The 14,032-nt window shown below is 72.8% G+C and carries 13 protein-coding genes and 1 pseudogene; 3 read left to right on the top strand and 11 right to left on the bottom strand.

Going from position 1 to position 14,032, the window contains the following annotated elements:
- Positions 1-1,863: family 10 glycosylhydrolase (locus HII36_RS47625; RefSeq protein ID WP_217370860.1), on the top strand; the 1,863-nt coding region annotated here is incomplete at its 5' end.
- A 13-nt stretch (positions 1,864-1,876) separates the two neighbouring features.
- Here HII36_RS47625 and HII36_RS47620 read toward each other — a convergent pair.
- Both HII36_RS47620 and HII36_RS47615 read right to left on the bottom strand, forming a co-directional pair.
- Positions 1,877-2,239, bottom strand: coding sequence for a YbaB/EbfC family nucleoid-associated protein (locus tag HII36_RS47620; RefSeq protein ID WP_173529997.1), 363 nt, complete (start codon positions 2,237-2,239; stop codon positions 1,877-1,879).
- 15 nt (positions 2,240-2,254) lie between these two features.
- On the bottom strand, positions 2,255-2,641 hold the full coding sequence (locus tag HII36_RS47615) for a YbaB/EbfC family nucleoid-associated protein (protein ID WP_173529996.1): 387 nt from the start codon (positions 2,639-2,641) through the stop codon (positions 2,255-2,257).
- A gap of 277 nt (positions 2,642-2,918) precedes the next feature.
- Between HII36_RS47615 and HII36_RS47610 the strand changes: the two genes are divergently transcribed.
- Complete coding sequence (locus HII36_RS47610; protein ID WP_173529995.1) at positions 2,919-3,350, top strand: hypothetical protein; 432 nt, start codon at positions 2,919-2,921, stop codon at positions 3,348-3,350.
- Positions 3,335-4,213, top strand: a complete 879-nt coding sequence (locus tag HII36_RS47605; RefSeq protein WP_173529994.1) for a hypothetical protein — start codon at positions 3,335-3,337, stop codon at positions 4,211-4,213. The genes HII36_RS47610 and HII36_RS47605 overlap by 16 nt, the downstream gene beginning before the upstream one ends.
- On the opposite strand, the gene HII36_RS47600 is transcribed toward HII36_RS47605, so the two are convergent.
- The 9 genes and pseudogenes from HII36_RS47600 to HII36_RS47560 all read right to left on the bottom strand — a co-directional run.
- Entirely contained in the window at positions 4,134-5,552 is a 1,419-nt protein-coding gene (locus HII36_RS47600) for a pyridoxal phosphate-dependent decarboxylase family protein (RefSeq protein WP_328808219.1), read from the bottom strand. The genes HII36_RS47605 and HII36_RS47600 overlap by 80 nt on opposite strands.
- Positions 5,549-6,910 carry an MFS transporter gene (locus tag HII36_RS47595; protein WP_173529993.1) on the bottom strand — a complete coding sequence of 454 codons (1,362 nt, stop codon included), beginning with the start codon at positions 6,908-6,910 and terminating at the stop codon, positions 5,549-5,551. The genes HII36_RS47600 and HII36_RS47595 overlap by 4 nt, the downstream gene beginning before the upstream one ends.
- Positions 6,907-7,572 (bottom strand): TetR/AcrR family transcriptional regulator, encoded by a 666-nt coding sequence (locus tag HII36_RS47590; RefSeq protein ID WP_173529992.1) that lies wholly within the window; start codon positions 7,570-7,572, stop codon positions 6,907-6,909. The genes HII36_RS47595 and HII36_RS47590 overlap by 4 nt, the downstream gene beginning before the upstream one ends.
- A gap of 53 nt (positions 7,573-7,625) precedes the next feature.
- Entirely contained in the window at positions 7,626-8,057 is a 432-nt protein-coding gene (locus tag HII36_RS47585) for a hypothetical protein (RefSeq protein WP_173529991.1), read from the bottom strand.
- 31 nt (positions 8,058-8,088) lie between these two features.
- On the bottom strand, positions 8,089-10,065 hold the full coding sequence (locus HII36_RS47580) for an ATP-binding protein (protein WP_173529990.1): 1,977 nt from the start codon (positions 10,063-10,065) through the stop codon (positions 8,089-8,091).
- Positions 10,062-11,234, bottom strand: a complete 1,173-nt coding sequence (locus HII36_RS47575) for a sensor histidine kinase (protein WP_236004728.1) — start codon at positions 11,232-11,234, stop codon at positions 10,062-10,064. The genes HII36_RS47580 and HII36_RS47575 overlap by 4 nt, the downstream gene beginning before the upstream one ends.
- 68 nt (positions 11,235-11,302) lie before the next feature.
- The gene (locus HII36_RS47570; RefSeq protein WP_173529988.1) at positions 11,303-12,481 is read right to left on the bottom strand and encodes an ABC transporter permease; all 1,179 of its coding nucleotides are present in this window, start codon (positions 12,479-12,481) and stop codon (positions 11,303-11,305) included.
- A complete protein-coding gene (locus HII36_RS47565; protein ID WP_173529987.1) occupies positions 12,478-13,155 on the bottom strand; it encodes an ABC transporter ATP-binding protein in 678 nt (225 codons plus the stop codon). Before HII36_RS47565 ends, HII36_RS47570 begins: the two co-directional genes overlap by 4 nt.
- A pseudogene (locus tag HII36_RS47560) lies at positions 13,148-14,032 on the bottom strand (peptidoglycan-binding protein); the annotation flags it as partial. The gene HII36_RS47565 and the pseudogene HII36_RS47560, both read right to left, overlap by 8 nt.

Raw genomic sequence — 14,032 nt, 5'->3', positions numbered from 1 at the left:
ACCACCGCCTGCGCGGTCGATCCCGCGACGCCCAAGCGGCAGCTCAGGGCCATGTGGATCTCCACCGTGGCCAACATCGACTGGCCCAGCCGCACCGGGCTGAGCGTGTCGGCCCAGCAGGCCGAGTTCCGCGCCTGGCTGGACCTGGCCGTGCAGAAACGCATGAACGCGGTCGTGGTCCAGGTCAGGCCGACCGCCGACGCGTTCTGGCCCTCGCCGTACGAGCCGTGGTCGCAGTGGCTGACCGGCACCCAGGGCGCCAACCCCGGCTACGACCCGCTGGCGTTCATGGTCGCCGAGGCGCACGCCCGCAACCTGGAACTGCACGCCTGGTTCAACCCGTACCGGGTGGCCAACCACGACGATCCGAGCCGGCTCGTCACCACGCACCCGGCACGCAAGAACCCCGACTGGCGCTTCGCCTACGGCGGGAAGCTCTACTACAACCCGGGCATCCCCGCCGTCCGCGACTTCATCGAGGACGCCATCATGGACGCGGTGACCAGGTACGACCTGGACGGCGTGCACCTGGACGACTACTTCTACCCGTATCCGGTCAGCGGCCAGACCATCCCGGACGCGGCCACGTTCAGCCGCTACGGCGGCTCGTTCACCGACATCGGCGACTGGCGCAGGGAGAATGTGAACCTGCTGGTCCGCGAGCTGGACCAGCGCATCCACGCGGCCAAGCCGTGGGTGTCGTTCGGCATCAGCCCGTTCGGCATCTGGCGCAACGCCGGCGCCGACCCGCTCGGCTCGCGCACCTCGGGCCTGCAGTCGTACGACGCCATCTACGCCGACAGCCGGCTGTGGGTGAAGCAGGGCTGGGTGGACTACATCTCCCCGCAGATCTACTGGCACCTCGGCTTCGCCACCGCCGCCTACGACGTGCTCACCGCCTGGTGGGCGGAGGCGGTGCGGGGCACCGGCGTCCAGCTCGTCATCGGCCAGGCCGCCTACCGGGCGGGCGCGAGCGGCCAGGACGCCGCCTGGCAGGACCCGGCCGAGCTGAGCGACCACCTCACCTACAACAGGCAGCATCCCGAGGTGGCCGGCGACATCTTCTTCAGCGCCAAGGACGTCAAGGCCAACCGGATCGGCGCGATCAGCACGCTGGTGAACGCGCACTACAGCAGGCCCGCGCTGCCGCCGGCCCGGGGCTCGGCCGCCGCGCCCGGCGCGCCTGCGATCACCGCGGCCACCCGCGTCACCGGCGGCGTCCAGCTCTCCTGGCAGGGCTCGGGCACCTCGTACGCGGTCTACCGGGTGGACGGCACCCCGCCGAGCGCGGACCCGTGCTTCTTCGCCGACGCCCGCAACCTGATCAAGACGACCAGGCAGACCACGTTCACCGACACCACGGCGAGCGGCACCCAGACCTACTACGTGACCGCGCTGAACCGCACCCACCAGGAGAGTCAGCCCAGCACGGGCCGCTCGCCGGGCTCGTCCGGGGCGTTCAGCGTGATCGTCGACAACGCCGGTCCCGGCTTCACCGCGGGCTCGGCCTGGGGCACCTCGACGTACTCGGCCCAGGCGCACGGCGCCGACTACCGCTTCGCCGCGCCGGTCGCCGCCAGCGACCCGGCCTGGTTCGGCGCGACGATCCCGAGCACGGGCAGCTACCGGGTGGAGGTCTGGTATCCGGCCAACGCCGGCTACAACAGCGCCACCCCGCACCTCGTGGCCACCGCGAACGGCAACCAGACCGTCACGGTCGACCAGCGCACCGGCGGCGGGGCCTGGCGCAGCCTGGGCACGTTCACGCTGAACGCCGGCGCCTACAACGTGGTCGGCGTGAGCCGCTGGACCTCCACCACCGGCTACGTCATCGCCGACGCGGTCCGCATCACCAAGGTGTGACGCGGCGACCTGGTCAGTCCGCGCTCAGCAGGAGGCTGAGCTGGGCGCGGGCCTCGGCCAGGTCGAAGCCGGGCATGGCGCGGCACATGAGCTCGCGGATTTGCTGCTCGGCGTCGCGCTGGGCCTGGCGCACCGCGATCATCACCTCCCCGGCCAGCTCGGCGGGCGTCAGCTCCAGGGCCGCGGCCTCGACGGCGACGTCGAGCACCTGGCCGTCGGGATCGACCGCGGCCCTGACCAGGCCGGACGGGCCGTGCCCGGTGCCGATCACCTTGCTGAGGTCGTTCTGGGCCGTCTCCGTCCAGGCGAGGATCATCTCCGCCTGGCGGACCGGCTCGTCGCTCGCCGGCTCTCGGATGTCGCGCGGGCCGTACACGCGGGCCTCCTCCTGCTACTGCGGATCGCGGGCCGCACGGTCGACCCTGAGTCGGACGAAGGTGTCGTCGAGCGGTTCGGCCAGCGCCGCGGTCGCGGCCAGGGCGCGGTCGGCGATCTCCTGGGTCTGGCGGACCGCGTCGCGCTGGGCGGCCTGGAGCACCGTGGTGATCCGCCGGCCGAGGTCCTGCGGGGTCAGGCGCAGCGCGTCGGGTTCGAGTTCGAGCCGGGTGATGCCGCCCTGGCCGTCGGACTCGGCGCGCACCAGGCCGCCGTCGCCGCCGGCCCGGCCGATCACCCGGAGTATGCCGACCTGCGCCTCTCGCAGGTCGCGCATGACCTCCTGACTTCGTTCGAGTGTCCGCTCCAGATAACCGAGATCGCCGTCGGGCGTTGGCGGCATGTCGAACTCCTGCCGACAGGGGGTCCAATAGGCGCCCAGTGTAGACAGATCACCGCGGATCTTGACAGCGATATGTAAAACCGCGAAGGCCGGGAAGTTGGATATATCTGGATTGATAGCCCTTTGGCCGGGCGGCCTGCCTCCCGCTGCAATGCGGACATACGCCGACATTTCCGGCATTATCTCGCAAATCAGCCGCAGTGGGGGCATTGTTCTGGTTACCCTCTTGGTTCGCGAGGTGATCTTCGAGATCACCCCATCTGCGAAGGGGGCAGGGGTGCGGAAGGCGGGTGAAGTCGTCCGGCTGGCGGCGGCGGGGGCCGTGCTCGCGGCGCTCGGTTACGGCACCGTGTACGGCACGGACGACCTGTTCCCCTTCGGGCCGATGGTCCAGTACGCCTTCTCCATCCCGCCCGACGGGGAGATCAAGTCCCTGATCCTGCTGGCCGAGACCGCCAAGGGGACGACCGTGGAGGTCCCGATCGAGCCGTACTACGTCGGGGTGCGCCGCGCCGAGGTGGAGGGCCAGCTCGGCAGGTACGTCCGCGAACCCGCCCTGATGCAGCACATGGCCGACACGCACGCCAGGTTACGCCCCCAGGATCCACGGCTCACCAGGCTCCGCCTGGTCACCCGGGTGATCAAGCTCAAGGACCGGCGTCCCGACCGGACCTACGACGTGGAGAGGGTGTCATGGACGGCGCGCTGACCCGCTGGTGGTTCGCCCCGGTGCCGCTGCGCCGGATCAAGGTCGTGCGGGCGCTGGTCTACCTGTTCCTGCCGATCGACATGATGTTGTTCACCGGCGGCGTGTGGGGCCACGCCACCTCGGCCACCGCCTACCAGCCGGTGCTCGTCGCCCGGCTGCTGCACCTGCCCGCGGCCAGCCAACCACTGGTCTACACGCTGTTCGCGGTCGTGGTCGCGGCCGCCCTGGTCGGCGCGGCGGGCAAACTGCCCAGGCTCACCGGCTGGGTGGTGGCGCTCGGCTACACCGAGTGGGCCATGCTCGCCATGTCGTACGGCAAGGTCGACCACGACCACCTCGCGCTCATCGTGGCCCTGTTCGTGCTGCCCACGATCGGGAGCAGCGAGCGGGCGGCCGGCTGGGCGGTGCGCTGCGTGCAGATCGCGGTGGTGTGCACCTACTTCCTGTCGGCCTTGGCCAAGATCCGCTGGGGCGGGTTCCACGTCACGTCAGGCGTGAGCGCGCTCTGGGAATGGCCGAACGGAGCCACGTTCCAATGGGCGGTCAGCCGCCGCGGCACGTTCTTCGGCCACTTCATCGCCGGGATCCCGCACGCGCTGCTGATCGGCCAGTGGGTGGTGCTGCTGGCCGAGTTCGCCTCGCCCGTGCTGCTGTTCCTGCGCGGGCGGGCGCTGCGGCTCGGCGTGGCGTTCTTCGCCGGCTTCCACCTCATGACCTGGGCGCTGATCACCATCCACTTCCTGCCGCACGTGATCTGCCTGCTCGGCTTCTTCCTGGTGACCGTCAGCGGTACATCACGGACAGAAACCGGATCAGCACCGCTTCCCGGCTCGCCGCAGGTAGCGCATCGAGCACCGAGTTGACCACGCTCATCTCCGGCTGACCGGCGCCGGGGCTCAGGTCCACGCCCACCGACGTGGCCAGCTCCGCGAACGTGGCGTCGTCCAGCGACTCCAGGTCCAGGCCCGCGACCAGGTCCACCAGCCCGTCGGGCAGCACGACCGGGCCGCGCCGCCGGGCCGACTCTGCGGACTCCGCGATCACCTTGAGCATCGCGTCCACCCCGGCCAGTGTCACGCCGGTCACGGTGACGTGCAGGTTCGCCGGGATGCCCGCGTAGGAGAGCTGCGGCTGCAGGAACCAGCCCCGCGCCCGCGCCTCGTCGGCCAGCACGAACACGTCGATCCCGGCGCCGGTGAAGGCCACCAGCGACGACTCCGGCGCGCCCAGCACCCGCAGCCCGGGGATCTCGGCCAGCCCGGCGCGCAGCCTGGCCGCCGCCTCCCAGGTGGCCCGGCCCAGCTCCAGGTAGCCGTCGCGGCCCAGCGTCCGCAGGGTCGCCCAGGCCCCGCCGAGCGGCCCCGCCGACCTGCTGCTCTGCACGGTCGCGTTGATCACCGTGTAGCCGGGCCAGGCGGCCGAGGCGAAGTACGCCTTGCGCCGCATCGCCGGGTCGGCGAACAGCACCACCGAGGCGCCCTTGGGCGCGTAACCGAACTTGTGCAGGTCACACGAGATCGAGGTGACGCCGGGCACCGACAGGTCGAACGGCGGGACGTCCGCGCCCGCGGCACGCAGCCACGGCAGCAGCCAGCCGCCGACGCAGGCGTCCACGTGGCAGGGCACGCCCGCCGCCGCGGCCACCTCCGCCACCTCGGCCACCGGGTCGATCACCCCCTGCGGGTACGACGGCGCGGACACCACGACCAGGATCGTGCCGTCGTCGATCGACGCGGCCACGTCCGCCGCCGCGACCTTGAACGTCTCCAGGTCCACCGGCACCGGCCGCACCTCGACGCCCAGGTAGTGGGCCGCCTTGTGGAAGGCGGGATGCGCGGTCACCGGCAGCACCAGGTTCGGCCGCGCCCGGTCGGCGAAGTCCCTGGCCGCCTTCACCGCCAGCATGATCGACTCGGTGCCGCCGCTGGTGAAGATGCCGTGTCCGCCGCCGAGCAGGTCCGACACCGCGCCGACGACCTGCTTCTCCATCTCGACCACGCTCGGGAACGCGGTCGGGTCGAGGCAGTTGACCTCCAGCATCTCGAAGTAGGCACGGGCCGCCGCCTCGTGCACCTCGGCACGGCCGGTGTCGTAGACGTACGCGGTCACCTGGCCGCCCCGTACGGGCAGGTCGTGCTCCTTGAGCCGGGCCACCTCGGCCAGCAGCTCATCGACGGTCATCCCGGTCTCGGGCAGGTTCACACGATCTCCTCACGGGGGTTCTCGGAACGGCGGGCGTCAACGGCACGGACGAGCCTGCCGTACCGGACGATGAACGGCAGGCTGAGCAGCATGAGCGCGGCGGGCAGCGCGGTGAAGCCGAGCAGCAGCCCGGTCAGCGCGTCCGGCGGCTGCGCGACGGGCGACTCGACCGGCGCGGACACGAACCCCGACACCGACAGCACCAGCGCGAACAGCCCGGGCCCGAGCGCCAGCCCGGCCGTCTCTCCGGCCGTCCACAGCCCGGTGAACGCGCCGGCCTGCGCGTGCCCGGTGCGGGCGGCGTCCGCGTGCACGGTGTCGGGCAGCAGCGACAGCGGCAGCAGTTGCAGCGCCGCGTAGCAGACCCCGGCCAGCGCGGTCAGCGCCAGCGTCGGCGCCAGGCCGCCGGCCGCGATGGACGGCACCAGCGCCAGCGACACCAGCCCGAACCCGAGCGTCGCCACCAGGTAGCAGCGCACGACGCCGTGCCTGCGGGCCAGCCAGGCCCACCCGGGCACGGCCGCCATGCTCGGGCCCACCAGGCAGACGAACATCACCGACGTCAGCCCGTAGTCGCCCAGCCGGTAGGAGGCCACGTACGGCGCGCCGGCCAGCATCACCGCCACGCCGAGCGCCTGTGTCACGAACGCGCCGAGCAGCGTGAAGAACGGCAGGTTGCCGCGCGCCAGCCGGAAGGCCGCCACCGGGCCGAGCTGCTTGGGCCCCGGCCGCGACGACACCCACCGGGTGGCCAGCGTCGCGGCGACCAGCGCGGCTCCCATGACCGCGCCGATCGAGACGCCCATGACCGCGTAGCCAGGACGGCCGCCGCCCGCCAGGTCCACCACGGCGGGGGCGAGTCCGCCGGCGACCAGGATGCCGACGGTCAGGCAGACCACCCGCCACGACATGATCCTGGTGCGCTCGGCCGGGTCGGGCGACATCTCCGTGGGCAGGGCCACGTACGGCACCTGGAAGCAGGCGAACGCGGTGGCGGCGAGCAGGAACGCCGCGCCCGCCCAGAGCGCGCCGGGCAGCCCGCCGGAGATCGGGCCGGGCACCGCGAACATCAGCGCGAACGTCACGGGCAGCGCGAGCGCGCCGGCGGCCAGCAGCCTGGTGCGCCGCCCGGTGCGTACCGCCTCGCGGTCGCTGGCCGCGCCGACCAGCGGGTTGAGCAGCACGTCCCAGATCTTCGGCGCGACCAGCACCGCGCCGGCCACGGCGGCAGGGACGCCCAGCATGTCGGTCAGGTAGTACAGGAGCAGCAGCCCGGGCACGGCGGAGAACACCCCGGTGCCGACTGAGCCGACCCCGTAGCCGAGCAACCGCCCCGGCCTGAGCCGCTCGCCCGTCATGTCGTGCCCGCGCTCGGGGCCGGGCCCGCGCTGGGGGCCGCCTCGCCGGGCAGGCCGAGCGCGCGGTGCAGGGTCAGGTGCAGGTGGGCGCGGAAGCGGCGCAGCGCGGCCCGGTCACCGGCGCCCCGGCGGCGGCCGTCGGCGTCGAGCACCCCGCCCTTGGCGAACCCGTGCACGCACCAGATGACCGTCCAGATCGCGTACTCCAGGTCGGCCGCCGCGTCGATCACCCCGGAAGCCACCATCGGCCGCAGCGTCGCCGCCACCCCGGTCACCAGCGGATGGACGTACTGCCGCTCCAGCTGCGTGATGTCGGCGGCGTCGGACAACCAGCGGTGCATCCACAGCGCGGGCACCTCGGGGTGTTCCACGCAGAAGTCGAGATAGTCGTCGATCAGGCGGTGCAGTGCGGCGGCCGGGTCACCCTGCGGCAGCCTGGCCAGCGCCGACTCCAGCGCCTGCTGTTCCGCCCGGTGCGCGTGCGCCATCACGGCCAGGTACAGCTCGCGCTTGCCGCCCACGTGGTAGTTGACGGTGGCGATGTTCAGCCCGGCCGCCTCGGCGATCTGCCGGGTGGAGGTGCCGTCGTAGCCGTGGGCGGCGAACAGCTCGGTGGCGACCTTGAGAATCGTGCCGGGCTGCCCGCTGTCGGCAGGTGTCATGCGACAGAAGGTAGTTCCGGCACGCCCTTTGGTCAATCGCTTGATGGAGACCGTCAGTCCGGCGCCCAGTACTTGGTCATGAACGTCTCCATCCCGCTCACCACCGGCCGCCACGTCTTGGGCAGCTGGTAGCGCACGACCTTGTGGCCCCGGTAGGACAGCGTGTACTTGAGGAAGTCCGCGCCCTGCGGCGGCCGCTCGGAACGGCCCAGACGCAGCCGCTTGAGATGGGCGCGCAGCTTGCGGAACTCCGTCTTGGTCAGGCACTTGTCGACCGTCGGCCCGGTACGGCGGCTCAACCGCACGCAGCCGTTGGTGTAGACGGTGACGCGGTCGTCGAACCCCGCGAAACCGCCCTGCTTGTGCAGGGAGACCAGGGCCTTCCTCTTGACGGGCGGCGCGGACTGCGCCGCCGCGGGGACCGCGGCTCCGCTGGTGAGTACCAGGGCGAGCAGCGGCAGGAGCACGATTCGCCAGAGCTTCATACCTCTATGACGTTTCCCGGCCGGGATCGGCTCACGCGATCGGCAGCACGGCCGCGACCTCGGTGCCGCCGCCGGCCCGCGGGCCGATCGCGCAGGTCCCGCCGATCTCGGCCGCGCGTTCCCGCATCGAGGTCAGCCCGACGCCCGGAGAAGGCGTGTCGGGCAGCCCCGCGCCGTCGTCGGTCACCGTCACCCGCAGCGACTCCGGCTCCCTGCGCAACGTCACCGCGACGCGATCGGCGCGGGCGTGCCTGCGCGCGTTGGTCAGCGCCTCCTGGACGATCCGGTAGGCCGCCAGCTCCACCGCCGGGGGCAGATCGTCCAGCGGGCCGTGCGGTTCGACGCTGACCCGGGGACCCGGCGCGCGGCCCAGCTCGGCCAGGGCGCCGGCCAGGCCCAGCTCGTCCAGCGCGGGCGGCCTGAGCCCGTCGACCAGCTCGCGGACCGAGTTCAGCGTGCTGGTCATCTCCTCCCTGACCCGCAGCAGCAGCCGGTCCGCCGCCTGGGGGTCGCGGCCGAGCCGCCGCCTGGCCTCGTCCAGCGTCATCGTGACGCTGGTCAGGGTGGGGCCGAGCCCGTCGTGCAGCTCGCGGCCCAGCCTGCGGCGTTCCTCGTCGCGGGTGGCGTTGATGCGCTCGTGCGAGTCGCGCAGGTCGGTGCTGAGCCGTACCGCGTGGGCCAGCTCGGCCAGGTGCTTGGCCATGACGAGCTGCCGCTCCCGGCCCTGACGCGCCCCGGCCAGCGACAGCCGGCCCACCCGCTCGCCGTGCCAGGTCAGCTCGACCTCGCGTGACCTGCCGCCGAGCTCGCCGTCGGCGAACGACACCACCGGCTCGCCGTAGACCTGCACGGCCGCGCCGCGCGCGCCCAGCGCCGCGCGCACCACCGACAGCGCGTCGGCCAGCGCCTCCGACGGGTCCTCCGCCTGCTGCACGGTACGGCTCAGCAGATCGGCCGCCTTGTACGGATCGCGCTCCACATTGAACAGCCGGTCCACCGAGGCCTGCAGCCGCAGCCGCAGCGGATGGAACACCGCGGCCGTGGCCATGGCCGCCGCCAGCCCCGCCACGGCCCCGTAGTCGCCCGACACCCGGTCGGCCGCCCAGATCAGCGCCGAGTACGTGAGACCGCCGACCACGGCCAGCGCGCCGTAGACCAGCGTGCGGTTGAGTATGAGCTTGATGCCGTAGAGCTGGTACCGCAGCACGGCGGCGATGATCGAGAGGGGGATCAGCACCGCCAGCGTCACCCGCAGCGTCAGCCATAGCCCCTCGCGCCCGCCGCTGAGCAGCCAGTACCCGGTGAAGATCATCATCGAGTAGAAGTACCAGGCGATCTGCCTGCGCAGCTCGGGCGTCGCGGCCCGGTGGCGGAACCACAGCGACAACACGCCGAGCGCCGACAACGTGATCATCGGCAGGCCGATCCAGGACTCCGCCAGGTACGGGAGATCGCCCAGCGCCTCGACGCCGAGCGGGTTGGGAATCGGCAGGTCGTTCAGCTCGAACGACACGTCGGGGGAGAGCCCGAGCAGCAGCGAGTGCCCGATCATGAGGGCGAAGTTGCCGTACAGCAGCGGACGCCAGCGCCGCGACGGCAGCCGCCCGTCAGGGAAGAGCAGCGGCATGACCCCGGCGAAGACCGGCACCGCCCACAACCACATCCAGACCGCCGGCCAGGCGAGGTAGGGGATCAGCGGGTGGCCTGGCACGATCGACCACAGGTACTGGACCAGGGCGTAGTTGAGCGCGTACACCGACCAGACCACGCCGGTGCCCCACAGGATCCAGGGGAAGCGCGCGCCGGGGGCACGGGAGATCAGGAACGCTCCAGCAGCCGGGAACAGCAGGCCGACCGGGTCGACGCCCTCCACCTCGGAGTCCCACGGCACCTGCTCGATCATCCAGGCGGCCAGCAGGACGGACACCAGCGACACCGCGGCGACCGTCCAGGCGATCACCGGGGCGAGCCGCCGCCGCTCGCCGCGCCGCGCGGGCGAACCGCTCATCCCGTCTCCCCTCGTAACGGCAGCCTGGCGATGACCTCGGTGCCGCCGCCGCGCCTGGTGTGGAACTCGCAGGCGCCGCCCACGTCCGCGGCTCTGGCGCGCATCGGGTCGGCGCCCTGCCTGCGCTGCTCGGGCAGTCCGATGCCGTCGTCGGACACCGACAGCACCAGCTCGCGGTCGCGCCGCTCCACCCTGATCAGGGTGACGGTGGCGCGAGCGTGCCTGCGCACGTTGGCCAGCGCGTCATGAGCGATCTTGTACGCCGCCACCGCCGTCACGCGCGGCAGCCCCGACACCGAACCGGACACCGCCACCTCCACCCGGGGTCCGGGCAGGTCGGCCAGCAGCCGCAGCGCGCCGTCCAGCCCCAGCTCGTCCAGGTCGGCGCCGTCGAGCTCGACCGGGCGCAGCCCGTACACCAGGTCGCGCACGTCCGCGATCGCGTCGGTGACCTCCCTGCGCACCCGGCCGAGCAGCGGGTCGGCCGCCTGCGGGTCGGCGGCGAGGCTGAGCCTGGCCTCGTCCACGCTGATCGCCAGGCCGGCCAGGGTCGGGCCGAGCCCGTCGTGCAGGTTGCGGCGCAGCCTGCGGCGTTCCTCCTCGCGGGTGACGAGCATGCGCTCGCGCGAGCGCTGCAGGTCGGCGCTCAGCCGCACCGCGTGCGCCACCTCGGCGAGCTGCCTGGCCAGCATGTCGAGCAGGTCGCCCGGCGGGGCCGCGCCGGCCACCGTGAGCCGGCCCATCGGCCTGCCGTGCCACACCAGCGGGACGTCCGCGGGCTCGGCGCCGAGCTCGCCGTCGGACACCGTCCGGGTGCGGCCGCCGGGCAGCACCACCTCCACCGCCACCCCGGCGGCGCCGAGCGCGCGCCTGACCGCCGTCACCGCCGAGGCCAGCGCCTCGGCCGGCCCGTTGGCCTCCTGCACGTGCCTGCTGATGCGATCGGCCAGCCGGTACGGGTCGGGCTCGGCCTTGAGCAGCCGGTCGACCAGCTCCTGCAGCCGCACCCGGGCCGGATGGAAGAGCGCACCGGCGGCCAGCGCGGCGACCAGCCCCGACCACGAGCCGAGTCCCGCGTCGAGCGCGATGATCCCGAAGTAGACCGCGCCGGTCACCACGGTGAGCGCGGCGTAGACCAGCGTGCGGTTGATGATGACGTCGATGCGCATATGCGCGGACATCATAGGCAAACTGAATAACGTTCTACCGCGCCGCGCCGACGGGGGCCTGCGCCTGGCTACCGCAACGCGTCCACCGGTTCCATCCTGGCCGCGCGCAGCGCCGGATACAGCCCGGCCAGCAGGCCGACCAGGGCTCCGGCGAGCGGCGCGGCGACCGCCAGCCGCAGGTCGAGCAGCGGCGTCCACTGCTTGGCCGCCGAGATCGCCACGATGGCCACCACGCCCGCGCTCGCGCCGATCACGCCGCCGGTCAGCCCGGTCAGCGTCGACTCCAGCAGGAACTGCGCGGCGATGTGCCGCCGGGCGGCGCCGAGCGAGCGGCGCAGGCCGATCTCCGGCACCCGCTCCATCACGGTGACCAGCGTGACGTTCGCGATGCCGACCGCGCCGACCACCAGCGAGACCAGGCCGAGTATCAGGAAGAGCGCGTTCACGTCGTCCTGCGCCTGGTCGCGCGCCCTGGTCGGCGAGGGCGGGGCGACCACCTGCAGCGAGTCGCCGTTGCCCGGGCTGAGCGCGGTCGGCGCCTGCCCGGCGATCAGGCCGGCCGCGCCCAGGCTGGTGTTGACCAGCACCCTGGTCACGTCGCGCAGCCCGAACCGCTTGCCCACGGTGTGCGGCACCAGCACCGACGCGGCCAGGTTCCGCTCCCTGCGCAGGTCGCCGAGTATCCCGATCACCGTGTACGCGTGCTTGCCGATGAACACCGCCGGCGCGCCGTCGAGCCTGGTGATGCCGAGCAGCTCGGCCGCCTGGTCGCCGAGCACGGCCACCCGGTCGGCCCGCCGGACGTGCCCGGCGTCGAAGAACCTGCCCTGCGTCATCCGGCCGCGCGCCGCGACGGGCAGGCCGGGGGTGGCGGCCAGCACGGTGAGCGTCTGGGCGGTGACCCTGGTCGGGTCGACGATGTCGGTGGAGCGTACGGACAGGTTGGCGCTGTCCTTGGTCTCGGCCAGCGCGGCGGCCGAGACCACGCCGCGCAGCCTGGTCACCCGGTCGATCGCGTCCCACGAGACCAGCGGCGCGGTGGGCGACTCAGGCACCTCGACGGTGATCGCGGTGGCGATCAGCTCGTCGAAGCGGCCGACGATCTGGTTGCCCGCCGTCGCCGACACGCCCAGCGTGATCACCAGCGTGGTGATGCCGAGCACGGTGCCGAGCGTGGTGAGCGCGGTGCGCACCGGCCTGGCCAGCATGCCGGCGAGCGATTCGCCGATCAGGTCACGGACGTTCATCGCTCCTCCACCAGCACGCCGTCGGTGATCCGCACCCGGCGCGCGGCCCGTTCGCCGACCTCCTGCTCGTGCGTGATGACCACGATGGTCAGGCCCTGCGCCCGCAGCTCGTCGAACAGGCCGAGCACGGCCTCGGTGTTGCGGCTGTCGAGGTTGCCGGTCGGCTCGTCGCACAGCAGCAGCGCGGGCTCGCCCAGAAGGGCCCTGGCGATGGCCGCGCGCTGACGCTCGCCGCCCGACAGCCGATCGGGCCTGAAGTCCACCCGATGGCCGAGGCCGACTCGCCGCAGCGCCGCCAGGGCCCGCTCCCTCCTGCCCTTGCGCGCCCGCCTGCCGTAGACCTCGGCCAGCATGACGTTCTCCACCACCGTGCGGTGGGCGAGCAGGTGGAAGGACTGGAAGACGAAGCCGATCCGGTCGCCGCGCAACCTGGTCCTGGCCCCGTCACGGAGGGCGGTGGTCTCGACGCCGTCCAGCCGGTACGAGCCGGACGTGGGCCGGTCGAGCAGCCCGAGCACGTTCAGCAGGGTCGACTTGCCCGATCCCGACGGCCCGGCGACGGCCAGGTAGTCGCCCCTGTCCACGCGCAGCGACACGCCGATGAGCGCGCGGACCGGCGGCAGCGCGGGGAACTCCTTGCCGATCCCGGCCAGCTCGATGACCGGGTCAGGCACTGTTGACCACCACCCGGTCGCCTTCCTTCAGGTCGCCGGTGACCTCCACCCGGCCGTCCGCGGCCAGTCCGGTGCGCACCTCGACCTGCCTGGTCTTGTCCGGGGCGTACTCGACCTCGACGCGGGACCGGCCGTCGGCCGAGGTGATCACCGCGGCCACCGGCACGACCAGCACGGGCTCGTCGGTCGCGCCGACCGTCACCCTGGCCGTCACCGCGGTGCCGGTCAGGCCCTTGAGCCCGGTCATCGACAGCGGCGTGAGCAGGACGGGCTGCGCGCCGTCGCCGGGTGGCTCCTCGCCTGGCACCTTGGCCCGCTCGCCGATCGCGGTGAGCGTCGCGGGGTAGGTCTTGCCCGACTCGACCTCGATCGTCGCCCGCATGCCCGGGCGCAGCAGGTCGGACTCGGCCGCCTCGACCGCGCCGGAGACCATGAACGCCGAGCTGGTCACGGTGGCCACCTCGGTCTCGACCGCCTGCCCGGCCTTGACCGCGGCCCGCTGCACGCGGGCGGGCAGCTTCGGCAGGAAGACGATCTCGCCGGGTGGCACGGACACGCCGTAGGTGCGGGCGTACTCGGCCAGCATCGACCTGGCCGCGGCCACGTCCTTCTCGGCGTTGGCCACCTTGAGCTTGGTCGGGGAGAGCTGCCTGGCCTGGCGCAGCGCCTGTTCGGCGGTCAGCACCGCCTCCTTCGCGGTGCGCACGGCCTTCTTCAGCTCCTCCAGCCGCTTCTCGCGGGCCTGGCGGGCCTTCTCCAGGATCCTGCCGTGCGCCTGGCGGGCCGCGGTCAAGGCCGGGCAGGCGGTCGAGACCGAGGTGGCCACCGTGACCAGCTCGGCGTTCATGGTCTCCGGCGCGGTCGAGGCGGCCGAGTC

This window comes from Nonomuraea antri (assembly GCF_013283785.1).
Lineage (GTDB): Bacteria > Actinomycetota > Actinomycetes > Streptosporangiales > Streptosporangiaceae > Nonomuraea > Nonomuraea antri.
Note: the sequence above shows the minus strand (reverse complement) of the source record. Positions and strands in the feature narration are given on the sequence as shown.

Excerpts from the sequence above, each read along its gene's own strand:
- HII36_RS47615 (WP_173529996.1), bottom strand. The coding sequence starts at position 2,641 with ATGCCGCCAACGCCCGACGGCGATCTCGGTTATCTGGAGCGGACACTC.
- HII36_RS47605 (WP_173529994.1), top strand. The coding sequence starts at position 3,335 with ATGGACGGCGCGCTGACCCGCTGGTGGTTCGCCCCGGTGCCGCTGCGC.
- HII36_RS47595 (WP_173529993.1), bottom strand. The coding sequence starts at position 6,910 with ATGACGGGCGAGCGGCTCAGGCCGGGGCGGTTGCTCGGCTACGGGGTC.
- HII36_RS47590 (WP_173529992.1), bottom strand. The coding sequence starts at position 7,572 with ATGACACCTGCCGACAGCGGGCAGCCCGGCACGATTCTCAAGGTCGCC.
- HII36_RS47585 (WP_173529991.1), bottom strand. The coding sequence starts at position 8,057 with ATGAAGCTCTGGCGAATCGTGCTCCTGCCGCTGCTCGCCCTGGTACTC.
- HII36_RS47580 (WP_173529990.1), bottom strand. The coding sequence starts at position 10,065 with ATGAGCGGTTCGCCCGCGCGGCGCGGCGAGCGGCGGCGGCTCGCCCCG.
- HII36_RS47575 (WP_236004728.1), bottom strand. The coding sequence starts at position 11,234 with ATGCGCATCGACGTCATCATCAACCGCACGCTGGTCTACGCCGCGCTC.
- HII36_RS47570 (WP_173529988.1), bottom strand. The coding sequence starts at position 12,481 with ATGAACGTCCGTGACCTGATCGGCGAATCGCTCGCCGGCATGCTGGCC.